The 22,386-nt window shown below is 70.7% G+C and carries 19 protein-coding genes and 1 pseudogene; 14 read left to right on the top strand and 6 right to left on the bottom strand.

Going from position 1 to position 22,386, the window contains the following annotated elements; all coding sequences use genetic code 11:
* The first annotated feature begins 15 nt into the window (after positions 1 to 15).
* From ribH to ACZ7L9_RS33525, 6 genes are all read left to right on the top strand, one after another.
* Positions 16 to 501 carry a 6,7-dimethyl-8-ribityllumazine synthase gene (ribH, locus tag ACZ7L9_RS33550; RefSeq protein ID WP_471421254.1) on the top strand — a complete coding sequence of 162 codons (486 nt, stop codon included), beginning with the start codon at positions 16 to 18 and terminating at the stop codon, positions 499 to 501.
* Positions 502 to 536: 35 nt separating this feature from the next.
* The gene (locus ACZ7L9_RS33545; protein ID WP_073739434.1) at positions 537 to 809 is read left to right on the top strand and encodes a phosphoribosyl-ATP diphosphatase; all 273 of its coding nucleotides are present in this window, start codon (positions 537 to 539) and stop codon (positions 807 to 809) included.
* A gap of 65 nt (positions 810 to 874) precedes the next feature.
* Entirely contained in the window at positions 875 to 1,723 is an 849-nt protein-coding gene (hisG, locus tag ACZ7L9_RS33540) for an ATP phosphoribosyltransferase (RefSeq protein ID WP_389998505.1), read from the top strand.
* 36 nt (positions 1,724 to 1,759) lie between these two features.
* Positions 1,760 to 2,224 (top strand): PH domain-containing protein, encoded by a 465-nt coding sequence (locus ACZ7L9_RS33535; protein WP_471421252.1) that lies wholly within the window; start codon positions 1,760 to 1,762, stop codon positions 2,222 to 2,224.
* 186 nt (positions 2,225 to 2,410) lie between these two features.
* Positions 2,411 to 3,781, top strand: a complete 1,371-nt coding sequence (locus tag ACZ7L9_RS33530) for a hemolysin family protein (RefSeq protein WP_471421250.1) — start codon at positions 2,411 to 2,413, stop codon at positions 3,779 to 3,781.
* Complete coding sequence (locus ACZ7L9_RS33525) at positions 3,778 to 4,875, top strand: hemolysin family protein (RefSeq protein ID WP_471421248.1); 1,098 nt, start codon at positions 3,778 to 3,780, stop codon at positions 4,873 to 4,875. Before ACZ7L9_RS33530 ends, ACZ7L9_RS33525 begins: the two co-directional genes overlap by 4 nt.
* Positions 4,876 to 4,961: 86 nt before the next feature.
* Here ACZ7L9_RS33525 and ACZ7L9_RS33520 read toward each other — a convergent pair whose 3' ends face one another.
* A complete protein-coding gene (locus tag ACZ7L9_RS33520; RefSeq protein WP_471421246.1) occupies positions 4,962 to 6,872 on the bottom strand; it encodes an AAA family ATPase in 1,911 nt (636 codons plus the stop codon).
* A 360-nt stretch (positions 6,873 to 7,232) separates the two neighbouring features.
* Positions 7,233 to 7,862 (bottom strand): uridine kinase family protein, encoded by a 630-nt coding sequence (locus ACZ7L9_RS33515; RefSeq protein WP_471421245.1) that lies wholly within the window; start codon positions 7,860 to 7,862, stop codon positions 7,233 to 7,235.
* Between the two features lie 174 nt (positions 7,863 to 8,036).
* Between ACZ7L9_RS33515 and ACZ7L9_RS33510 the strand changes: the two genes are divergently transcribed.
* The 3 genes and pseudogenes from ACZ7L9_RS33510 to ACZ7L9_RS33500 all read left to right on the top strand — a co-directional run bounded on the left by ACZ7L9_RS33510 (position 8,037) and on the right by ACZ7L9_RS33500 (position 12,001).
* Positions 8,037 to 9,413: a peptidase C39 family protein gene (locus ACZ7L9_RS33510; RefSeq protein WP_471421243.1), complete on the top strand. Its 1,377-nt coding sequence runs from the start codon at positions 8,037 to 8,039 to the stop codon at positions 9,411 to 9,413.
* Between the two features lie 83 nt (positions 9,414 to 9,496).
* Positions 9,497 to 9,733 (top strand): annotated as a pseudogene (locus ACZ7L9_RS33505) (DUF1272 domain-containing protein); the annotation flags it as partial.
* 171 nt (positions 9,734 to 9,904) lie between these two features.
* Positions 9,905 to 12,001: a SpoIIE family protein phosphatase gene (locus ACZ7L9_RS33500; RefSeq protein ID WP_471421280.1), complete on the top strand. Its 2,097-nt coding sequence runs from the start codon at positions 9,905 to 9,907 to the stop codon at positions 11,999 to 12,001.
* Between the two features lie 225 nt (positions 12,002 to 12,226).
* Here the strand turns inward: ACZ7L9_RS33500 and ACZ7L9_RS33495 are convergent, their stop codons facing one another.
* Positions 12,227 to 13,501: a glycoside hydrolase family 18 protein gene (locus tag ACZ7L9_RS33495; protein ID WP_471421241.1), complete on the bottom strand. Its 1,275-nt coding sequence runs from the start codon at positions 13,499 to 13,501 to the stop codon at positions 12,227 to 12,229.
* 373 nt (positions 13,502 to 13,874) lie between these two features.
* Here ACZ7L9_RS33495 and ACZ7L9_RS33490 point away from each other — a divergent pair, with 373 nt between their 5' ends.
* Entirely contained in the window at positions 13,875 to 15,047 is a 1,173-nt protein-coding gene (locus ACZ7L9_RS33490) for an acyl-CoA dehydrogenase family protein (protein ID WP_471421239.1), read from the top strand.
* Between the two features lie 466 nt (positions 15,048 to 15,513).
* Here ACZ7L9_RS33490 and ACZ7L9_RS33485 read toward each other — a convergent pair whose 3' ends face one another.
* Positions 15,514 to 15,912 (bottom strand): hypothetical protein, encoded by a 399-nt coding sequence (locus ACZ7L9_RS33485; RefSeq protein WP_471421237.1) that lies wholly within the window; start codon positions 15,910 to 15,912, stop codon positions 15,514 to 15,516.
* A 203-nt stretch (positions 15,913 to 16,115) separates the two neighbouring features.
* Between ACZ7L9_RS33485 and ACZ7L9_RS33480 the strand changes: the two genes are divergently transcribed.
* The 4 genes from ACZ7L9_RS33480 (at position 16,116) to fxsA (ending at position 20,244) form a co-directional block, all read left to right on the top strand.
* Complete coding sequence (locus ACZ7L9_RS33480; RefSeq protein ID WP_384762697.1) at positions 16,116 to 16,556, top strand: Lrp/AsnC family transcriptional regulator; 441 nt, start codon at positions 16,116 to 16,118, stop codon at positions 16,554 to 16,556.
* 47 nt (positions 16,557 to 16,603) lie between these two features.
* Positions 16,604 to 18,250, top strand: a complete 1,647-nt coding sequence (locus tag ACZ7L9_RS33475) for an amidohydrolase (RefSeq protein WP_471421235.1) — start codon at positions 16,604 to 16,606, stop codon at positions 18,248 to 18,250.
* A gap of 550 nt (positions 18,251 to 18,800) precedes the next feature.
* On the top strand, positions 18,801 to 19,568 hold the full coding sequence (locus tag ACZ7L9_RS33470; RefSeq protein WP_471421233.1) for a polyprenol monophosphomannose synthase: 768 nt from the start codon (positions 18,801 to 18,803) through the stop codon (positions 19,566 to 19,568).
* 85 nt (positions 19,569 to 19,653) lie between these two features.
* Entirely contained in the window at positions 19,654 to 20,244 is a 591-nt protein-coding gene (gene fxsA, locus ACZ7L9_RS33465) for an FxsA family membrane protein (protein WP_471421231.1), read from the top strand.
* A 103-nt stretch (positions 20,245 to 20,347) separates the two neighbouring features.
* On the opposite strand, the gene ACZ7L9_RS33460 is transcribed toward fxsA, so the two are convergent.
* Positions 20,348 to 20,722: an RNA polymerase-binding protein RbpA gene (locus ACZ7L9_RS33460; protein ID WP_007262928.1), complete on the bottom strand. Its 375-nt coding sequence runs from the start codon at positions 20,720 to 20,722 to the stop codon at positions 20,348 to 20,350.
* A gap of 265 nt (positions 20,723 to 20,987) precedes the next feature.
* A complete protein-coding gene (locus tag ACZ7L9_RS33455; protein WP_471421230.1) occupies positions 20,988 to 22,361 on the bottom strand; it encodes an MFS transporter in 1,374 nt (457 codons plus the stop codon).
* Between the last annotated feature and the right edge of the window lie 25 nt (positions 22,362 to 22,386).

Below are 22,386 nucleotides of genomic sequence, written 5' to 3'. Positions count from 1 at the left end.
AGCGGTAGGAGAGACATGAGCGGCAAGGGCGCACCCGAACTGTCCGTACGCAACTGCGGTGACCTGCGCGTGGCGGTCGTCGCCGCACAGTGGCACGAGAAGATCATGGACGGACTCGTCGACGGCGCCCTGCGCGCCCTGCACGAGCTGGGCATCGACGAGCCGACCCTGCTCCGGGTGCCCGGCAGCTTCGAGCTCCCGGTCGTCGCCAAGGTCCTCGCCGGCCGCGGCTACGACGCGATCGTCGCCCTCGGCGTGATCATCCGCGGTGGCACCCCGCACTTCGAGTACGTGTCCCACGGCGTCACCAACGGCCTCACCCAGGTCGCCGTCGACACCGGAGTCCCGGTCGGCTTCGGCGTACTGACCTGTGACACCGAGGAGCAGGCCCTCGACCGAGCAGGCCTGGAAGGATCCAACGAGGACAAGGGACACGAAGCGGTCACCGCGGCCGTCGCCACCGCCGCGACGCTGCGCAGCGTCAGCGAGCCCTGGCGCTGATCCCAGGCCCCGGACCCCGTACTCTAAGGACCATCATGGCGAACAAAACCTTCGAAGAGCTCTTCGCCGAGCTGCAGCTCAAGGCCGCCGACGGCGATCCCTCCACCTCCCGCACCGCCGAGCTGGTGGACAAGGGGGTCCATGCCATCGGCAAGAAGGTCGTCGAGGAGGCCGCCGAAGTCTGGATGGCCGCCGAGCACGAGAGCAAGGACGCCGCCGCCGAGGAGATCTCCCAGCTGCTGTACCACGTCCAGGTGATGATGGTCGCCCGCGGGATCTCCCTCGACGACGTCTACGCCCACCTCTGAGCACGACCTCCGCATCACGCACATCCGCACACCAGACTCCCTCCTCGCAAAGGAAACCCGACCTCATGCTGCGCATCGCCGTTCCCAACAAGGGTTCACTCTCCGGGCCTGCGATGGCGATGCTCCATGAGGCCGGCTACCAGCAGCGCAAGGAGTCAAAGGAGCTCGTTCTCGTCGACCCCGAGAACGAGGTCGAGTTCTTCTACCTGCGGCCCCGCGACATCGCGATCTACGTCAGCTCCGGCCGCCTCGACATCGGCATCACCGGCCGCGACCTGCTGCTGGACTCCGGCGCCGACGCCGAGGAGATCCTCCAGCTCGGCTTCGCCCGCTCCACCTTCCGCTACGCCACCAAGCCCGGCACGGCCCAGGGACCGCAGGACTTCGACGGCAAGACGATCGCCACCTCCTACGAGGGCATCGTCGCCAAGCACCTCGCCGACCTCGGCGTCAACGCCTCCGTCGTCCACCTCGACGGCGCGGTCGAGACCGCCATCGAGCTCGGGGTCGCCCAGATCATCGCCGACGTCGTGGAGACCGGCACCAGCCTGCGCAACGCCGGACTCGAAGTCATCGGCGAGCCGATCATGACCTCGGAAGCCGTCGTCATCCGCCGCACCGGCGCGCCGGACGACGACCCCAAGGTGCAGCAGTTCCTCCGCCGCCTCCAGGGCGTCCTGGTCGCCCGCTCCTACGTGATGATGGACTACGACTGCCGCGTAGAGCACCTGGAGCGCGCGGTCGCCCTCACCCCGGGTCTGGAGTCGCCGACCATCTCCCCGCTGCACCACGAGGGCTGGGTCGCCGTCCGCTCCATGGTCGCCGCCCGGGAGGCCCAGCGGATCATGGACGATCTGTACGACCTCGGCGCCCGCGCCATCCTCACCACCGCCATCCACGCCTGCCGCCTCTGACGGCCGGGCGACCCCCCGGAAGACAGAAGAATCGCCATGTCCGCCCCCGCGCCCCGGTCCGAACTCCCCACCCTCCCGGTCACGTTCCGGCCGACCCGAACCCGGGTGGTCCTGCTGACCGTGGGGGCGGCGATGTTCGTCGTCATCACCGTCATCGCCCTGACCCTGGAGCAGCTGAGCGCGGGGGAGCGGTCCAGCTTCGTCTTCACCGCGCTGCTGTTCTTCGGCGTGCTCGCGCTGCTCAGCCGCCCGAAGATCGTCGCGAACGAGGACGGGGTGACCGTGGTCAATCTCACCCGGACGCGCCGACTGTCCTGGGCGGAGATTCTCCGCGTCAACCTGCGCGTCGGCGACCCCTGGGTCTTCCTCGACCTGAGCGACGGGACCAGCATGCCCGCCCTCGGCATCCAGCCGGGAATCGCCAAGCAGCAGGCCATCCGCGACGCCCGTGCGCTCCGTGCCCTCGCCGAGAACCACGGCACCGGTACGGACAACGGCTGAGCCCCCTGCCCCGTACGGCCTCTTCTTGATTACTCTGGAGGGCGGCGGCGCCCTGTGCGTGCCCCGCCCCGCACGAGAGGTCCACGAGACCGGCGGGGCTTTCCTGCGACCCAAGGAGTGACTCCTTCCAGCAATGGACGGATCGTCCGGTAGTACCTGCGCCGCCCCCTCCCCGGAGGCGGCGGCATGACCATCCCCCTGCTGCTTCTGAGCGCGGCATTCCTTCTCATCCTCGCCAACGGATTCTTCGTGGCAGCCGAGTTCGGGCTCGTCACGGTGGAACGGCCGGACGCCGAGCGCGCCGCCGCCGAGGGCGACCGGCGGGCCCGCACCGTCGTCGAAGCCCTGCGTGAACTCTCCTTCCAGCTCTCCGGCACCCAGCTGGGCATCACCATCACCTCCCTGGTCGTCGGCATGCTCGCCGAACCGGCACTCGCCCAGCTGCTGGACGGCCCCCTCACCGTGACCGGGCTGCCCGACGGCGCAGTCCCCGGCATCAGCGTGGTCATCGGGATGATGGTGGCCTCCGCCGTCCAGATGGTCATCGGCGAACTCGTGCCGAAGAACTGGGCGGTCTCCCGGCCGCTCCAGGTGGCCCGGTTCGTGGCCGGCCCCCAGTACCGTTTCTCCGCCGCTCTCCGGCCGGTGATCAGCCTGCTGAACACCGTTGCCAACCAGCTGGTACGGCTGCTGGGCGTCGAACCCACCGATGAGCTGGCGTCCGCCCGCACCCCCGGGGAACTGGTCTCCCTGGCCCGCCACTCGGCCGAGGCCGGCACCCTCGAACAGGACACCGCGGATCTCTTCGTACGGACCCTGTCGCTCGCCGGGCTCACCGCTCAGCACGTCATGACCCCACGGGTGAAGGTCAGCGCCCTGCAGTCCTCGGCGACCGCGCAGGACGTGCTCAACCTCACCCGCGCCACCGGCCTCTCCCGCTTCCCGGTCTACCGGGAGCGCATCGACGAGGTCGTCGGCATGATCCACCTCAAGGACGCGCTCGCCGTGCCCGCCCAGGACCGGCTGCGCACCCCGGCCGGCCGGATCGCCGTACCACCGCTGCTGGTGCCGGAGACCCTGCCCGTCGAACAACTGCTCCAGCGGCTGCGCAACGAGCAGCCGATCGCCGTCGTGGTCGACGAGTACGGCGGCACCGCCGGGGTCGTCACCCTTGAGGACATCATCGAGGAACTTGTCGGCGAGGTCAGGGACGAGCACGACGCCGAAGGCGCCGACCGGCCCGAACTGGCCCCCGCCGCTCCGGAGGACGGCCGCCCGGCCTGGGACGCCGAGGGCAGCTGCCGGGTCCTGACCCTGCGCCGGATAGGGCTCGACGTCCCCGACGGTCCGTACGAGACGGTGGCCGGACTCGTCGCCGATCTGCTGGGACGCATCCCCGCCCCCGGTGACCGGGCCGAACTGCCCGGCTGGCGGATCTCGGTGCGCCAGGTCGGTCACTACCGCGCCGAGAAGGTCCGCTTCGTACGCACGGCGGAGGCGACCGACCCCCTGACCCCGGCCCCGCTGACCCAGGACGCCCTGGAGGCCGTGCGATGAGCCTGGTCCAGCTGATCTTCGCCGGACTCCTCGTGCTGGCGAACGGCTTCTTCGTCGGGGCCGAGTTCGCCCTCGTCTCCGTACGGCGCAGCCAGGTCGAACCCCTCGCGGCGGCCGGGTCGGGCCGGGCCCGCCAGGTGCTGTACGGACTGGAGAACCTGCCGCAGATGATGGCCGCCGCCCAGTTCGGCATCACCGTCTGCTCGCTGACCCTCGGTGCCGTCGCCGAACCGACCGTCGCTCACCTGCTGGAGCCGGTCTTCCACGCGGTCCACCTGCCCGAGGGGCTCATCCATCCGCTCGGCTACGTCCTGGCGCTGGTCTTCGTGGTCTTCCTCCATCTCGTCATCGGCGAAATGGTCCCGAAGAACCTCGCGATGGCGGCGCCGGAGAAGACCGCGCTCTGGCTCAGCCCCGGCCTCGTGGGCTTCGCCCGCCTCTGCCGCCCGGTCACCTCCGCACTGGGCGCCTGCGCCCGGCTGGTGCTCCGGCTCTTCGGTGTCGAACCGAAGGACGAGGTGGAGGCCGTGTTCACCAGCGAGCAGCTCAACCGGCTCGTCGAGGACTCCGGCCAGGCGGGCCTGCTGGAGCCGGAGGCCCAGGAGCGGCTGGAGGACGCGCTGGAGCTGGGCAGCAGGCCCGTCACCGATGTGCTGCTCAGCCGGGCCTCACTGGTGACGGTGGACCCCTCCGTCACCCCGCGCCGGATCGAGGAGCTGACCGTACGCACCGGCTACTCGCGCTTTCCCGTGTGCGCGGAGGGCGGCGGTCCGTTCATGGGCTATCTGCACGTCAAGGACGTCCTGGACCTGGAGGACGGCGAACGGGCCGTCCCCCAGCACGTCTGGCGCCCGATGGCCACCGTGCGGGCCGAGCTCCCCCTGGACGACGCCCTGACCGTGATGCGCCGCGCGGCGACGCATCTGGCGCAGGTCGCCGACGCGTCGGGCCGGATCCTCGGCCTGGTTGCCATGGAGGACGTTCTGGAGATGCTGGTCGGAGAGGTGCGCGATCCGGCCCACCGGGTCTCCGTGCCGCGCCGGACGGCGGACACGACGACCGGCACCGGCGAACTCACCGCGTCGGTCCACTGAAGTCCCGACCGCCGGACGGGCCGACTCTCGGTTTCCAGCCCGTCCGGCGGCCGAGGACAACGGCTGCCGGGCATCCCCGACCCCTCTCACAACGCCGGCGGTTCCTGTGGCCCCCGGTCCACCGGCCCCCGGCCGGACAGCACCTCGCCGTACGCCTGCATCAGATCCGGCAGCCGCAGCGTGGCCAGATCGTCCCGGCTCGGCAGAGCCGCGTAACCGGAGAGCCGCAGATCGCGGTAGGCGCAGCTCTTCTCGTACAGGGTGCGCAGGAACCGCCCGTTGCCCAGCTCGTCGATCCAGCCCTGGTCGACGACATGACCGCTGATGGAGCGCAGCTCCTCCAGGGACTCCTCGTCCCACGCGTCGCCGTTCTCCGCTGCGAGCACCTCACCGATCGAGGTGAGCTCCAGCGGGCGGTAGCTCGGGAAGTCCACCCGGGTGGTGAAGCGGGAGGAGAGCCCCGGATTGGTGGCCAGCAGCCGGTCCATGCCTTCCGGATAGCCCGCGAGGATGACGACGAGGTGGTTCCGGTTGTCCTCCGCGCGCTTGAGGAGGACCTGGAGCGCCTCGTCGCCGTACGCGTCGCCCTTGCTGTAGCCGGTGTTGGAGAGGCTGTACGCCTCGTCGACGAACAGCACCCCACCGAGCGCCGAGTCGATCAGCTCATTGGCCTTGACTGCGGTCTGGCCGAGGAACTCGCCCACCAGATCTGCCCGTTGGGCCTCGACGAGATGGTCGCCGCCGAGCAGACCGAGGGCGTAAAAGACTCGGCCCAGGATGCGGGCCACCGTGGTCTTGCCGGTCCCGGAAGGGCCCGAGAAGACGAAATGGCGTTTCGGCGGCTGCACGGGCAGCCCCTGACCGGCCCGCAACCGCGCCATGTTCAACTGCGCGGACAACGCCTTGACCTGGCGCTTGACGGGCTCCAGACCGACCATCCGCTCCAGCTGCGCCAGCGCCTCGGCGAGCAGCACCGGATCGCTGGGACCGGCCGGAAAGGGGGACGGCGGCCGGCCGGGCACCGCGGTCTTCCGGCGCGCACCGTCGGACGGCGGCGGCCCCCCGAGGCCCACGAGCCCCGGGGCCTCGCCGCCCGGTCGCAGCTCCCGGCCGTCCACCAGATCGGTGCCGAGCAGCGCGTCCCCGTCCGGCTGCGCCTCCGCCACGGCGTCCGCACCCAGCCCGGCCAGGGAGACGGCCGTGAGACCGGCGGCCTCGTCGGTGCCCTCGAGACCGTCGTAGTCCGCGATCGCGGCGAGCCGGGCCGAGGTGTCCATGAACGCCGGGTCGATCCGGTGCACCGCCCGGTAGAGCGGCAGGGCGGCCGCGCTGCGTCCGGTGCCCTCGTGCGCGCGGGCCAGCCAGTAGCGCAGCTCCTTGCGCTGCGGCTGTTCGCTGCGGCAGCGCATCAGCGCGGTGGAGAGCAGCGGCTCGGCCTGTCCGTACATCTCCAGCCGCACCCGCGCCATCCCGCCGAACAGCCCCGCCTCGATGCCGAGCAGCGGATCGTCGATCAACCGCTCGGTGTTGCGGACGAGCTGCTCCCAGTCCTTGACGAGATAGGAGCGGCAGGCGTGCAGGAAGCGGACCTGCGGGTCCGCGTCCACCGGCGGCAGGCCGGCCAGCGCGCGGTCCAGCTCGGGGACATGGCGCCCGTCCAGCCAGTGCGAGGCGTGCGCGAGAAGCAGATCGCGCGGGCTTTCCAGCACCGGTTGCACCCACCAGCCCAGCCAGTACCAGGAGTTGAGCGTGCGTCGATGGCGGGTGCGCTGCTCGCCGAAGCGTTCGCGATGGCGGTACATGCGCAGCAGCGCCGTCGTCGTGTCGACCCTCAGCGCATGGAGGCCGAGCCAGCCGTCCGCCATGCCGGGATCGATCCGTACCGCGGCCCTGAACTCCTCTTCGGCCTGCGGGTAGGCGCCCATGGTGTAGGCGTCCACGCCGCGCAGCCAGGCGAGGTCGGCCGGGGCCTGTGCGCCCTGCGTGCCGATGTCCATCTGGTCCCCCACAAACCGTGCCCCCAGGATGTCCCGCCGCACGACCTGCCCGCCGAGGCGTGCTGAATCACTGTGCCACGGACGGGAATTGACCGCACCGAGAGGCATCGTACCTGCGCAGGGAGTGCGCGACTAAGAGCGACGCAGGCAGAAGGGAGACCGTTACCGAGGGTAGGCGGAATCCGCCGAACCGACGAGGGAAAGGGAGTGCGAAGGCAGAACGAAGCCCCCGATCACGGGGGAACAACCGGGGGCTTCGTGTCTGCGAGGGCTCCGAAAAGCCGCACATTGAGAACGTAAGACCTGTACCGCCCTCGGGTCAAGCAGAGTTGAGGTACTTCCCGGGCGAATTCTCACCACTCAGCTCGGCGGCGCAACGTGCTCACGTTCCGTGACGGAATGGTTGGCTCCTGCTGGCGCGTCAGGCCCCTCCAGCCACTCGTACCCCATGGGCAACTGCCGTACGAGAGCGTCCGCGTGGGGGCGCGAGGGATCGGCCGAGAAGTGTTCCGCCTCGGCCGCCGTCCATCCGTCCCAGAAGGCTGAAAGTGCCGGCCCGTCCCGGCGGCGGCCCCGCTCCCAGGATTCCGCGGCGGCGAGATCCATCCACAACAGCCGCGCCAGGTACGGCCGCAGTGCACGGCGGCCCGCCCCGACTCCCTCGACCAGGACGACCGGCGCGGGCTCCAGGCTGCGCGGTGCCGCGAACGTCCGCGCGGTCCAGTCGTACGGCGCGTAGCGCGCGCGCTCACCGTGCGACAGCGGCCCGAGCACCTGCTCCCGCAGCCGGTCCACCCAGGTGAAGAAGGACTCATGGGTGGCCAGATCGTCCAGGTGCAGCACGGGGGCGTCGTCGAGTGCGGCCGCGAGGCGGGAAGCGAAGGTGCTCTTCCCCGATCCCGCATGGCCGTCGACGGCGATCAGCCGCACCGGTCCGCAGGACGGCGCCAGGGTGTGCAGCCGCGCGGCGAGGAGCGAGAGGTCGTTCATGCGCCCAGCCTACGAGCCGATCCGAAGCACTCGCAGGTCACGCCAGTGGACCAGACCAATATTGGTTTCTTGACGCAAGTCGAATCGCTGGCCGAATCCGGCCACTACCCGCGATAGTTGGCCCACTGTCGTGCACTTGCAACCCCATTCCGCTTACGACCGGGGGTCTCGCCCATGAACAGACCGACCTCGCGCAGAACCGTGCTGACCACCGCGCTCGTGGCAGCGGCCACCGTCGGCACGGTGTCGTCCGCCGACGCCGCAACCGCCGCCGCTGCCCCGCTGTCCGCCTCCCCGGCAACCACTCCCTCGGCGGCCGCCTCCCTCGTGGACAACCATTCCTGGCACACGTACACCGACTGGCGCTGCGGTTTCGGTGCCGGGACGCGCGCCGTCGCGGGCCGTCGGCCCGGTCTGGTGATCGGCCGCGCCGAGGGGTGCACCGACTACACCGATCCGCACACCGGCCGGACCGCCACCTGGGAGTACGCCACCTGGACCTCGCCGGTGCACCGGTCCGACGTCCCGGCCACCGAGGTGATCGCCTCCTGGAACGCCGACGCCCCGGCGGGCACCTGGATCCAGATCGAGCTCCAGGGCCGCTATTCGGACGCCACCGCGACACCCTGGTACGTGATGGGCCGCTGGGCCGCGGGCGACGGCGACATCCGCCGGACGTCCGTCGACGACCAGACCGACGGCAAGAGCTCCATCTGGACCGACACCTTCTCGGTGGACGACGCGGCGAGCGGACTGCGGCTGGTGGCGTACCGGCTGCGGCTCACGCTGTACCGCACCCCGGGCACCCGCCTCACGCCCACCGTCTGGCGGCTCGGCGCGATGGCGTCGGACATCCCGGACCGCTTCACCGTGCCCGCCAGCACCCCCGGCCTCGCCCGGGAACTTCCGGTGCCGCGCTACTCGCAGAACGTCCACGCGGGGCAGTACCCGGAGTACGACAACGGCGGCGAGGCCTGGTGCAGCCCCACCTCCTCGCAGATGATCATCGAGTACTGGGGACGCAGGCCCACCGCCGAGGAGCTCGCCTGGGTCAAGCCGGGCCTGGCCGACCCGCAGGTCTGCCATGCGGCCCGGTTCACCTACGACTACCAGTACGAGGGCTGCGGCAACTGGCCGTTCAACGCCGCGTACGCCGCGACGTACGACCACATGAGCGCGGTCGTGACCCGGCTCGGCTCGCTGACGGACCTGGAGACGCTGATCCGGGCGGGCATCCCGGTCATAACATCGCAGTCCTTCCTCAAGGAGGAGCTGACCGGCGCGGGATACGGGACCTCGGGCCACCTGATGACCGTGATCGGGTTCACCGCGGACGGCGACGTGATCGCGAACGACCCGGCCTCGCCGAACAACGAGGCCGTGCGCCGCGTCTACAAGCGCAAGGAGTGGGAGACGATCTGGCTCCGCACCAAGCGCTACGACGCGAACGGCAGGGTCAGAAGCGGTACGGGCGGTGTCTGCTACGTCTACTGGCCCGCCGCGCCGGCACCGGGTCAGCGCCGGGCCCTGGAGTCACTCGGCCTGATGTGAACAGGCGCGGCGCCACGGCCGCCTCGATGACCTGACGGCAGCGTTCCGGGCCGTCCTGGGCGAGATGGCTGTACCGGTCCACCGTGACCTCGACCGAGCGGTGCCCGAGCCGGGGGACACCTCGTGCATGGACACGCCGCTCGTCGAGGTCACGGTGGTCCATTCGTGTCGCGGGTCGCGACCGCTGCGAACGATGTGAGAGCACGGTGCCGCCGCAGGATTCGCCCGCCCGCATCTGCTCGTACGAGGGCATGTTCGGCCTGTCCTGCTGGGACGTCGTGCAGAACAGGTGTCCCGACTGCGGCGGCGAACTCGCGGCGCGCCCCCGCCGTGCGTCGGCCCCTACCGTGCCGTGGACGATCGGTCCGGGGGATGCGGGGGCGACGGGTGCGGAGAGACGATGGAGAGAGCTCCGGGGGCACGCAGGAAACGGCAGCGTGGGCCCGAGTCGGGACATCGAGCCGCCGCGGTGGGCGGAAGGGAGTGCCGGGATGAGCGCCTCCGAACCATCCCGGGCGGGGCCCGGCCCGGCAGGGTCTGCTTCGTCCGCGCCGGGCGGGCTGCTCGATGTGCTGGGCGTTGCCGCCGTCGTCCTCGATGCGGACGGGCGGATCGTGCTGTGGAGCCCACAGGCCGAAGAGCTCTTCGGATACACGCCTGACGAGGCCCTGGGCCGGTTCGCGGGCCGGCTCCTGGTCCACGAAGAGCACCTGGAGCAGGTCATCGACCTGTTCGCGCAGGTCATGGGGGGCAGTGGCAGCTGGGCCGGGGTCTTTCCCATTCGGCGCAGGGACGGCGGCACGAAGCTGGTGGAGTTCCGCAATGTGCGGCTGATGGATGACCGGAAGGGCCTGTACGCCCTGGGGCTGGCTTCCGACCAGACCACGTTGCGGCGGGTCGAACGGGATCTGGCCCTGTCCACGGGACTCGTGTCGCAGTCCCCGATCGGCTTGGTGGTCATGGACACCGAACTGCGGTACGCCGCGGTCAACCCGGCGCTGGAACGCATGAACGGCCTGTCCGCCGACGAGCTCATCGGCCGGCGCACCCAGGATGTCCTGCCGTTCCTGGACATCGAAGCCATCGATTCCTCGATGCGCCAGGTCCTGGACACCGGCGTCCCGATCCTGGACCTGGAGATCGTCGGACGCACCCCCGCCGATCCGGATCACGAGCGTGCCTGGTCGGCTTCGTACTACCGGCTGGAGGACCCGGGCGGCAAGGTGCTGGGAGTGGCCGGGTCCATCGTGGACGTCACCGACCGGCACCGCATGGCCGCCGAGGCGCACCACGCGCGCCGGCGCCTCGCCCTCCTCGCGGACGCCTCCGTACTCATCGGCACCACCCTCGATCTCCACCGGACCGCCCACGAGCTCGCCGATATCGTCGTGCCCGACCTGGCCGACGTCGCCACGGTCGACATCCTCGACGCCGCCCTGAACAGCCGCAGCACCCCACCGTCCCCGCCGCAGGGGCACGTCCGGTTCCGGGCGCTCGCCGTCAAGGCGGCCTGCCCCACCGAAGCCGTCCACGCCGTCGACCCCACCGGCGACATCGCCGACTACGGCGCCGACCGTCTGGTCACCCAGTGCGTCGCCACCGGCGACCCGATCCTCGTCTCCCACGTGGACGGCGGAGATATGCGGCGGATCGCCCGCTGCCCCGAAGCCGCCACCGTCCTGGCCCGCGCCGGCCTCCACTCCTACCTTGCGGTGCCGCTCATCGCGCGCGGCGAAGTCCTCGGCGCCCTGGACCTCAAACGCTTCCGCAACCCGCTTCCGTTCGACGACGACGACCTCATCCTGGCCAGCGAGCTGGCCGTCCGGGCCGCCGTGTCGATCGACAACGCCCGCTGGTACCAGCGGGAACGCGACGCCGCTCTCACTCTCCAGCGCAGCCTGTTGCCCCAGCACCCGCCGCACCGGCCGGGCCTGGAGATCGCCTACCGCTACCAGCCGGCGGAGGCCGCCCGCGAGGTCGGCGGCGACTGGTTCGACGTCATCCCTCTTCCCGGCGACAAGACCGCCCTGGTCGTCGGCGACGTCATGGGCAGCGGCATCACCGCCGCTGCCACCATGGGACAACTGAGCAGCGCCACCCGGGCGCTCGCCGACCTCGACCTCGACCCCAGCCTGGTCCTGCACCACCTGGACCGCAGTTCCACCGGCCTCGATCAGGCCATCGCCACCTGCGTGTACGTCGTCTACGACCCGCACCGCGCGTACTGCCGCATCGCCCTCGCCGGACACCTGCCCCCCGCCCTGGTACGTCCCGGCCGCGCCCCCGAACTGCTCGACCTGCCCACCGGCGCGCCCCTCGGCGTCGGCGGGGTTCCCTTCCACACCACGCGCATTGACCTGGACCCCGGTGACAAGCTCGTCCTGTACACCGATGGGCTGGTCGAAACCCGCGACCAGCCCATCGACGCACGCCTGAACACTCTCCTCGGCCTCCTCGGCCGACCGGACCGGCCCCTGGAAGCGACCTGCGACCTGCTCCTGCACGCCCTGCGCCACCATGACGACCACGACGACACCGCCCTCCTCATCGCGCGAGCCAAGTGCATACGGGGGCCGGGAGCGTCCTGAATCAGGCGCGTCAGAGGCGGTCTCGTCGCAGGTACTGCGGCTGTGTGGCGGCGCGGATGGCCGAAACGACCCCGGGCACACCGCGTCATCGTCGGAGCGGGAACGCCGCGGGAACCACTGCCTGTCGGACCCATCGCGGATCGCCTCGGCCCGGACGAAACGGGGCGGAAGGCCAGTCGGCCCGCCGCCCCGCTCCCTGATCCGGCCTGATCCAAACGGAAGACCCTAGTTGATCGCCTTGATCAGTTCGCCGTTGGTGGTGTCACCACTGAGCTCCCAGAAGAAGGTGCCGCCCAGCCCCTGCTGGTTCTTGTAGTTCATCTTGGTGGCGATGGTGGCCGGGGTGTCGTAGCTCCACCAGTTGGTGCCGCAGTGCGCGTATGCCGTACCGGCGACGGTGCCGGTGGCCGGGCAGCTGGTCTTGAGGACCTTGTAGTCCTCGATGCCGGCCTCGTACGTGCCGGGGGCCGCTCCGGTGGCGGTGCCGCCGGGCGCGTCCTGGGTGACGCCGGTCCAGCCGCGGCCGTAGAAGCCGATGCCGAGCAGCAGCTTCGAGGCCGGGACCCCCTGCCCCTTCAGCTTGTTGATGGCCGCTTCGCTGTTGAAGCCCTCCTTCGGGATGCCTTCGTAGGAGGTCAGCGGGGAGTGCGGGGCGGTCGGCCCCTTCGCGTCCCAGGCGCCGAAGAAGTCGTACGTCATCGGGTTGTACCAGTCGACGTACTTCGCCGCGCCGCCGTAGTCGACGGCGTCGAGCTTGCCGCCGTCGGAGCCGTCGGCGGAGATCGCCGAGGTGACCAGGTTGTCGGCGCCGAACTTGGAGCGCAGCGCCGCCAACAGGTTGCCGTAGGCGTCACGTCCGCTGGTGTCGCAGGTCAGGCCGCAGGCGTTGGGGTACTCCCAGTCGATGTCGATGCCGTCGAAGACATCGGCCCAACGGGGGTCCTCCACCAGGCTGTAGCAGGACTCGGCGAACGAGGCCGGGTTCTTCGCCGCCTCACCGAAGCCACCGGACCAGGTCCAGCCGCCGAACGACCAGATGACCTTGAGGTCCGGGTGCAGCTTCTTCAGCTTGCGCAGCTGGTTGAAGTTGCCACGCAGGTCCTGATCCCAGGTGTCCGCCACGCCGTCGACCGACTGGTCGGCCGGGTACGCCTTCTCGTAGTCGGCGTACGAGTCGCCGACCGCGCACTTGCCGCCGGTGACGTTGCCGAAGGCGTAGTTGATGTGGGTGAGCTTGTCGGCCGAGCCCGAGGTCTCGATGTTCTTCACGTGGTAATCGCGTTGATAGACACCCCAGTTGGTGAAGTACCCGACCACCTTGTCGCCGGCCGCTGTGGGGGCGGCCGCGTCGGCTGCGGGGGCCGCGGCCCGCGTGGTGGTGGGGGCCGCGCCGGCCGACGCGGTGCCCGCGACGCCCAACAGGGCGGCTCCGAGGGCGGCCGTACAGGCGGCTGCGGCGAGCGTCCGGAAACGGGCGCGGGAACGATGCGGTCCAGACATCTTGTCTCCTCGTGGGGGGAGGGAACTCGCGAGTGGGGGCGTACTGCCGGCCGTCCGTGAACTTGGCATGAACGCGGAAAGGCCGGTTCGAGTGGAAACGTAGATGGACTAGACCAGTTGGGTCAATGGTTCGGACCAATTCCGGTAATCGTCCCGCTCGCCGCCGAGTCGCTCCGTCACCCCGTGACGGATATCGTCCGATCGGGCATACTCAAGCCGCCACAGCCGCTGGCCAGCAACTCTCGTAATCCGAGAGGCGGGCACCGGCTGCGCAGTAGTGCTCTTCCGGGCCCGCCCGGAAGTCCCCCGGCGGCGCCGTCCACACCCCGCGCGCGCGACCGTCGCAACGCCCGACAGGGAGGAGAGCGCCGTCATGTCCGACCGTGCCCCGCAATTGGTGGAACGCCGTCTGCCCACCGAGGAGTCCAGGCAGCTCATCGCGCTCGTCCGCGACATCGCGCAGCGAGAGATCGCGCCGAGAGCGGCCGAGGAGGAGGACGCGGGCCGGTTCCCGCGTGAAGTCTTCACGCTGCTCTCCGAGTCCGGACTGCTCGGACTGCCCTACGACTCCGCCCACGGTGGCGGCGACCAGCCGTACGAGGTCTACCTCCAGGTCCTCGAAGAACTCGCGGCCGCCCGGCTCACCGTCGGGCTCGGTGTCAGCGTCCACTCCCTCGCCTGCCACGCCCTCGCCGGATTCGGCACCAAGGAGCAGCAGGCCGAACACCTCCCGGCGATGCTCGGAGGGGGTCTGCTGGGCGCCTACTGCCTCTCCGAGCCCGCCTCGGGCTCCGATGCCGCCTCGCTGCGTACGAAGGCCGTACGGGACGGCGACGACTGGGTCATCACCGGCACCAAGGCGTGGATCACTCACGGCGGCATCGCCGACTTCTACACGGTCCTGGCCCGCACCGGTGCCGAGGGCGCCCGCGGCATCACGGCCTTCCTGGTACCCGGCGACGCCGAGGGGCTGAACGCGGCCGCCCCCGAGAAGAAGATGGGCATGAAGGGGTCGCCCACCGCCCAGCTGAACTTCGACGGCGTGCGGGTCGCCGACGCGCGCCGGATCGGCGAGGAGGGCCAGGGCTTCGCGATCGCCCTGTCCGCACTCGACTCCGGACGCCTCGGCATCGCCGCCTGCGCGATCGGCGTCGCCCAGGCCGCCCTGAGCGAGGCCGTCGCCTACGCCACCGGCCGCCGGCAGTTCGGCCGGCCCATCGCCGACTTCCAGGGCCTGCGCTTCATGCTCGCCGACATGGCCACCCAGATCGAGGCGGGCCGGGCGCTCTACCTGGAGGCGGCCCGGCTCCGCGACGAGGGCAAGCCCTTCTCGCGCCAGGCGGCCATGGCCAAGCTGTTCTGCACGGACGCGGCCATGCGGGTCACCATCGACGCCGTCCAGGTCCTCGGCGGCTACGGCTATACCCTCGACTTCCCCGTCGAGCGGCTGATGCGCGAGGCCAAGGTGCTGCAGATCGTCGAGGGGACCAACCAGATCCAGCGGATGGTCATCGCACGCCACCTCGCGGGTCCCGAGACGCGCTGACCCGCAGCGGCCGCTCCGACCACACGGGCGTCGCCATGATCCGGTTCCACTCCTGGTCGTGGCGGCCCGGCAGGGTCCGTCCGGTGCTCTCCCAATGACGCAGCAGGGCCCGGTAGATGGGCGGATCGGTGGAGTGCGGCACCGGCCGCGGCGTCGACAGGGGAGGCACGGGCTGCGGCACCGGCTGTGAACCGGACTGCGGAACCGATTCTTCGGCGGTCGGAGCGGCGAGACGGCGACGACCGGGACCGGCCGTTGAATGCAGCAGGGTCATGCCTGGCCAACGGCGCGGGGCGGGTCCTGGTCACTGCCCGGCCGATTCGAGAGCCCGTTCGCCGGGTCCCCGGCGGCAGAGCATCCCGGGGGAGCGGGCACCACGTCGGCCGGACCGTCGTGGTGCGGCGCAAGTCGTGCGGGACGAGCCCGGACGGCGTCCGGGCGGCCTCGCGCGGGGCCGGCGCGGGCCTCAGGCGGCGTCGCGCCGCATCTGCGGCACCCGCAGCGGGCGCGAGCCCGGACCGCCGGCGTGCGAGAACGGCTGCATTCTCCAGTCGAGTCCCTGAGGGAGCGTCAGCAGCAGCGCCGTCTCCTGCTCCTGGACGTCGAGCGAATCGTCGGCGGGCCGCGTCTGCGCCGCCGCGCGGCCCGTACCGGCACAGACGGTCAGTACGAACGGGTTCCACGGAGTCGGGCACAGTGCGTGCTCCGGCAGCACATCCTCGTCCGCCAGCAGCGCGATCGGCTGCACGCAGTCCGGGCAGATCACCCGGTACATCTCGAGCATGTCGTACGCGTCGGGAGCGGTGTCCTCGACGGGATCGACGGGATCCGGTTCGGTACGTCCGGTGAGCTTCAGGCTCTGCATGGGAAATTCCCCCCTCGGGTGGGCCGACAAGGCGCCACGGCCTCGACCACAGCAAGCACTTCCCGTCGCGCGTTCGCCGTAACCGCCAAGGGGGTGGCTACCCGCCCGTAAACCTGTGGCATTCGTCACATGCCTGCCGCAGGTGCCCTTCCGGAGCCCTTGTCGCTGTGCCCGGAGGTGCCAGTGGCAATAGGTTGATCCGCATGGAGGAGCTGGACCGACAGATCGTGGAGTTGCTCGTCAAGGACGGGCGGATGAGCTACACCGACCTGGGCAAGGCCACGGGCCTGTCCACCTCGGCGGTTCATCAGCGCGTCCGCAGGCTGGAGCAGCGCGGGGTGATCCGGGGCTATGCCGCGGTCGTCGATCCGGAGGCCGTCGGCCTGCCGCTCACCGCGTTCATCTCGGTGAAACCCTTCGACCCGAGCGCGCCGGACGACATCGCGGAACGACTCGCGGACGTTCCGGAGCTGGAGGCATGTCACAGCGTCGCGGGTGACGAGAACTACATCCTCAAGGTGCGGGTCGCGACCCCGCTGGAGCTGGAGCACCTGCTCACCCGGATCCGTTCGCTGGCCGGTGTCTCCACCCGGACCACCGTCGTCCTCTCCACGCCTTACGAGGCCCGGCCTCCGCAGCTCTGAGCGGGGCCGCGGACCGCGCGGGTCGGGGCAGGCGCGAGACTGGTCCCATGACCGAGAGCACCGCCCCCCAGAGCGAACACCGCACCGTGCTGCTGCGCGGTGGAGACGTCCACAGTCCCGCCGACCCCTTCGCCACCGCCATGGTCGTCGAACGCGGCCATGTCGCCTGGGTGGGCTCGGAAGGGGCCGCCGACGCCTTCGCGAGCGGCGTCGACGAAGTGATCGACCTCGAAGGTGCGCTTGTCACCCCCGCGTTCACCGACGCCCACGTCCACACCACCTCGACCGGCCTGGCACTCACCGGTCTCGACCTCTCCGGTGCCCGGACGCTCGACGAGGCGCTCGGTCTGCTGCGCGCGTACGTGGCGGCGCACCCCGCGGACCGGGTCGTCCTCGGCCACGGCTGGGACGCCGCACGCTGGCCGGAGCAGCGCCCTCCGGCGCGCGGCGAACTCGACGCGGCCGCCGGCGGCCGGCCGGTCTACCTGCCCCGCATCGATGTGCACTCCGCGGTCGTCACCACCGCCCTGCTCGATCTGGTCCCGGGCGTCACGGCGCTGACCGGATACCACCCCGACGCCCCGCTGACCGGCGCCGCCCACCACGCGGTGCGTTCCGCGGCTCACGGTGCCGTCTCGGCGCGACAGCGCGCCCACGCGCAGCGCGCCGCACTGCGCCACGCCGCGTCGCTCGGCATCGGCACCGTCCACGAGTGCGGCGGCCCCGACATCTCCGACGAGGAGGACTTCGTCGCGCTGCTCGAGCTCGCCGCGGCGGAGAGCGGACCGCGGGTCTTCGGCTACTGGGCCGAGCAGGTCGCCGACGAGAAGGACGCACGTCGCATCCGGGAACTCGGCGCGGTCGGCGCGGCCGGGGACCTCTTCGTCGACGGCTCCCTCGGTTCGCACACGGCCTGTCTCCACGAGCCGTACGCGGACGGCGTGGCCGGACACAGCGGCGCCGCACACCTGGACGCGGCGCGGATCGCCGCCCATGTCACCGCCTGCACCGAGGCCGGGCTGCAGGCCGGCTTCCACGCCATCGGCGATGCCGCGCTCTCCGCCGTGGTGGAGGGCGTCAGGGCCGCCTCCGAGGCGCTCGGCCTGGCCCGGGTCCGGGCCGCCCGACACCGTATCGAGCACGCCGAGATGCTCACCCCGGAGACCGTCGCCGGCTTCGCGGAGCTGGGGCTGACCGCCTCCGTCCAGCCCGCCTTCGACGCGGCCTGGGGCGGTGAGGAGGGCATGTACGCGCAGCGGCTCGGCGCCGAGCGGGCCAGGACCCTCAACCCGTACGCCGCGCTCCTGCGGGCCGGTGTGCCCCTGGCCTTCGGCTCGGACAGCCCGGTTACCCCGCTGGACCCGTGGGGGACGGTACGGGCCGCCGCCTTCCACCGCACGCCCGAACACCGGATCTCCGTGCGAGCCGGTTTCACCGCCCACACCAGGGGCGGCTGGCGGGCCGTCGGCCGCGACGACGCGGGGACCCTGGTGCCCGGTGCCCCGGCCGACTACGCGGTCTGGCGTACCGATGACCTGGTGGTTCAGGCCCCGGACGACCGGGTCGCCCGCTGGTCGACCGACCCGAGGTCGGGAACGCCCGGCCTGCCGGACCTCACCCCGGGCGCCGCGCTCCCGGTCTGCCTGCGCACTGTAGTCTTCGGACAAACTGTCTACGTGCGACCGAACGAGTGACGTCCGGACATTTCGTACCGCCGATCGAAGAGCCCCCCGCTCCGCCGCGACCTGCGGATCTTCGCTACTGACCAGGCAAGTTCCGTGAACATCGCAGGTCAGGCAGCTATTGACAGAACGCGCCCACCGGCCGGTAGGTTCGGCCGAGTCCACCACAGGACGTCCGACCGGTTAAACCTCCACGCAGTCGTCGAACGCCGCTGGGTCATGGGGTGGTGTGCCGCACCGGCGCACCACCCCTGACAGCCAGGTTCAGCGCCCGCGCCTCGGGGGCGAGGGAAGGTTTCAGCCGGACGGTAGGTGCGACCCGGGTGGGGCCCGGACGTTCAGTAGACAACGGCTCTAGGTCGACCCGCAGCCAGCGGGTCCCAGGTCGGCCCGAAGGGCGCTGGGCCCCCATTCGCAGTTCCCGCAAGTTCTCGTCAGGGGGTCTGTCCGTACTTCCCTCCTTCTGTCCGTGGCGGTGTCCGTTCCCGCCCGACCGCGTCGGCGTCCGGCGCCCGTCCGCTGGATATGGTGTGCATCTGCGTACGGACTTAAGGGGCAGTAAGTGAACGACGGCGGTCAGCGGCGGTACGGCCCGCTCGGCAGAACCTTGGTGATCATTCCGACCTACAACGAGGCCGAGAACATCAAGCCGATCGTCAGCCGGGTGCGCGCCGCTGTGCCGGAAGCCGACATCCTGATCGCTGACGACAACAGCCCCGACGGCACCGGCAAGGTCGCCGACGAGATCGCCTCCGCCGACGAGCAGGTGCAGGTGTTGCACCGCAAGGGCAAGGAAGGGCTGGGGGCCGCCTACCTCGCGGGCTTCCGCTGGGGCATCGAGCACGGCTACGGCGTGCTCGTGGAGATGGACGCCGACGGCTCCCACCAGCCCGAGGAACTGCCCCGGCTGCTCACCGCGCTCAAAGGCGCCGACCTGGTGCTCGGCTCCCGCTGGGTGCCGGGCGGGCGCGTGGTCAACTGGCCCAAGACCCGGGAAATGATCTCCCGCGGCGGCAGTACGTACTCCCGCCTCCTCCTCGGGCTGCGGACCAGGGACGTCACGGGCGGCTACCGGGCCTTCCGCGCCGAGACCTTGGAGGGCATCGGCCTCGAACGGGTCGCCTCGCAGGGCTACTGCTTCCAGGTCGACCTGGCCCGCCGAGCCATCGACGCCGGATATCACGTCGTCGAGGTCCCGATCACCTTCGTGGACCGCGAGATCGGCGACTCGAAGATGAGCCGCGACATCCTGGTCGAGGCGCTCTGGCGGGTCACCTCCTGGGGCGTCACCGCCCGTACGAACCGGGCCCTCGGCCGCAAGGCGATCTGATCCGCCGTGTGCGGCGGGCTCCGGCCCGTCGCCCATGATCACCCCCTTACGCCGCTTGGATGCCCGTACGGGCACACTGGGGACCATGACGACCGGCACACCGCCCCCGACCGCCCCTAGGCGCTCACGCGCCCGTACCCTCGTTCCTCTCGCCGTCGCCGCCTGGGCGGTGCTGGAGATCTGGCTGCTCACCGTCGTGGCGAATGCGGCGGGCGGGTTCACCGTACTGCTCCTCCTGGTGGGGGGAATCGTGTTCGGCGCCGTGGTGATGAAGCGGGCCGGCCGCCGGGCCTTCCGCAACCTCACCGAGACGCTCCAGCGGATGCCGGGACAGCCCGGGGCGGCCGCCGCCCCGCAGGCCGCACCCTCGGGCAACGAGGGCAACGGCTTCCTGATGCTCGGCGGGCTGCTGCTGATGATCCCGGGGATGATCTCGGACGTGGCGGGGCTTCTGCTGCTTGTGCCGCCGGTCCGTTCGGCGCTCGGCCGGTACGCGGAGCGGTCGCTGGATCGCCGGATGCGCGCCGCGGCCCCCGGCAGCCTCTCCGACGCCGTCCGGCAGGCCCGCATTCACCGGCCGGACGGAAAGATCGTGCAGGGTGAGGTCATCCGTCAGGACGGCGCACAGCCGGGCCCCCGCCCCGACGAGGGCCCCCGGCCGCCGCTGACCCCCTGACGCCGGACCCGGTACCGGGTCCGCGACGCGAAAGAGCCGCGGGCTGTGACACACGCTCGGTGTGTCACAGCCCGCGGCTCTGTCGCGCTGAGGTGCCCTGCGGTCAGGCAGACTTCCTGCTGTCCCGCGGATGCACGGCGATGTTCATGGCTCCGGAGCGCAGAACCGCCAGCCTTTCGGCCAGCACCTCCTCCAGCTCCTCGCGTGTGCGCCGCTCCATGAGCATGTCCCAGTGCGTACGCGCAGGCTTGCCCTTCTTCTCCTCGGGGCCATCCCCGTCCACCAGGAGTGCCATGGCGCCGCACGCCTTGCACTCCCACTCCGGCGGAATTTCCGCCTCTACCGAGAACGGCATCTCAAATCGATGTCCGTTCTGGCATGCGTACTCCACCGCCTGGCGCGGGGCCAGATCGATGCCGCGGTCCGTCTCGTAGCTGGTAACCACGAGTCGCGTGCCGCGGAGAGCTCGCTCACTCATGAATCGTGCCTCCCGGGCTTGTCGCCCACAGGACAGGTGTCGCTGTCGTCGTCATCCGGTCAACGTCCGCTCGGCGGTAAAGATTCCCGTTGCCGGTCATGCGTCGCCCGTCGTGCCGCTGCTTCTTCAGGGTTGGGGTACCCGCCAATGCCCGGTTTGTCACATCTGGCGGAAGTTGTCACCCAACGGTTCGACTTCTTCCACTCGCAGTAACGGTCCTCCGGGCAGGCCAAAGGCGTACACTACCGGCCTTTCACTTCAACGTCTAAATCCGTTCGGGCACGGGATTGCCCGCGGCCGCCACGGCCCGCCGGATCGGCACCCTCGCGAGCAGTACGGAACCGACCACGAAGAAGATCACCAACGAGATGATCGCATCCCGGTAGCTCCCGGTCAGCTGATACGCGAGCCCGAACACCAGTGGTCCCAGCCAGCTCAGTCCGCGGTCGCTCATCTCGTACGCGGAGAAGTACTCGGCCTCCTTGCCGCGCGGCACCAGATGGGAGAACAACGAGCGCGAAAGCGCCTGGCTGCCGCCGAGCACCAGGCCGATCGCCGAGGCCAGCATGTAGAAGAAGACCGGCGCGTCGGCGGGCAGGAAATAGCCGGCGACGAGAATCAGCGTCCAGACGACGAGCGAGCCGAGAATCGTGCGCTTGGCGCCGTACACCCGCGCCAGTCGGCCCATGGCGAGCGCTCCGGCCACCGCGAGCACCTGCACCAGCAGCACGGCCGTGATCAGCGTCGTCTGGTCCAGGCCCAGTTCCTCGGAGCCGTACAACGAGGCCTGGGAGATCACCGTCTGCACGCCGTCGTTGTAGACGAGGTACGCCAGCAGGAAGGAGAGCGTCAGCGGATGGCGGCGCATGTCGCGCAGGGTGTTCATCAACTGCCGCCACCCCGAACCGACCGCCCCTTCGCCACCCGGCGTCACCCGCCGGTCGCGCAGCCGTCGCAGCGGCACGAGCGTGAAGGCGCCCCACCAGACGCCGGCCGACGCGAGACAGATCCGCACCGCGTCGGACTCGGAGAGACCGAAGGAGTCGTGGCCCGTGTACAGCACCAGGTTCAGGACGAGGACGAACGCGCCCGAGGTGTATCCGAACGCCCAGCCGCGAGAGGAGACCGCGTCCCGCTCCTCCGGTTCGGCGATCTGGGGCAGATAGGCGTTGTAGAGCACCATCGAGACCGAGATCGAGGCGTTCGCCACGATCAGCAGGAACGCGCCCAGCAGATAACGGTGACCGTCCAGGAAGAACATGCCGGTGGTGGCGGCGGCCCCCACATAGGCGGCGGCCGCGAGCAGCGGCTTCTTCCGCCCTGTACGGTCCGCTGCGGCGCCCACGATCGGCATCACGATCACCGCGACCACCACCGACACGGAGACCGCGTAGGCGAAGAGCGACCCGGCGCGCACCGGTATGCCCAGCGGGTGCACGAAACCCTCGGCGTCGGCGGTCGCCTTGGCGACCGACGTCAGATAGGGGCCGAGGAATACCGTCAGGACACTGGTCGAGTAGACGGAGCAGGCGAAATCGTAGAAATACCAGCCGCGCTGTTCCCGTCTGCGGCTCGCGGCGTCTGCGGAACCCGTCGCGAGTTCCGTCGGCTCGGCGGTGTCCGCGGTCTCGGCGCTCAAAGCGCTCCCCCTCGTCTCTCCCCGT

Source organism: Streptomyces sp. NPDC111516, from assembly GCF_055635345.1.
Note: the sequence above shows the minus strand (reverse complement) of the source record. Positions and strands in the feature narration are given on the sequence as shown.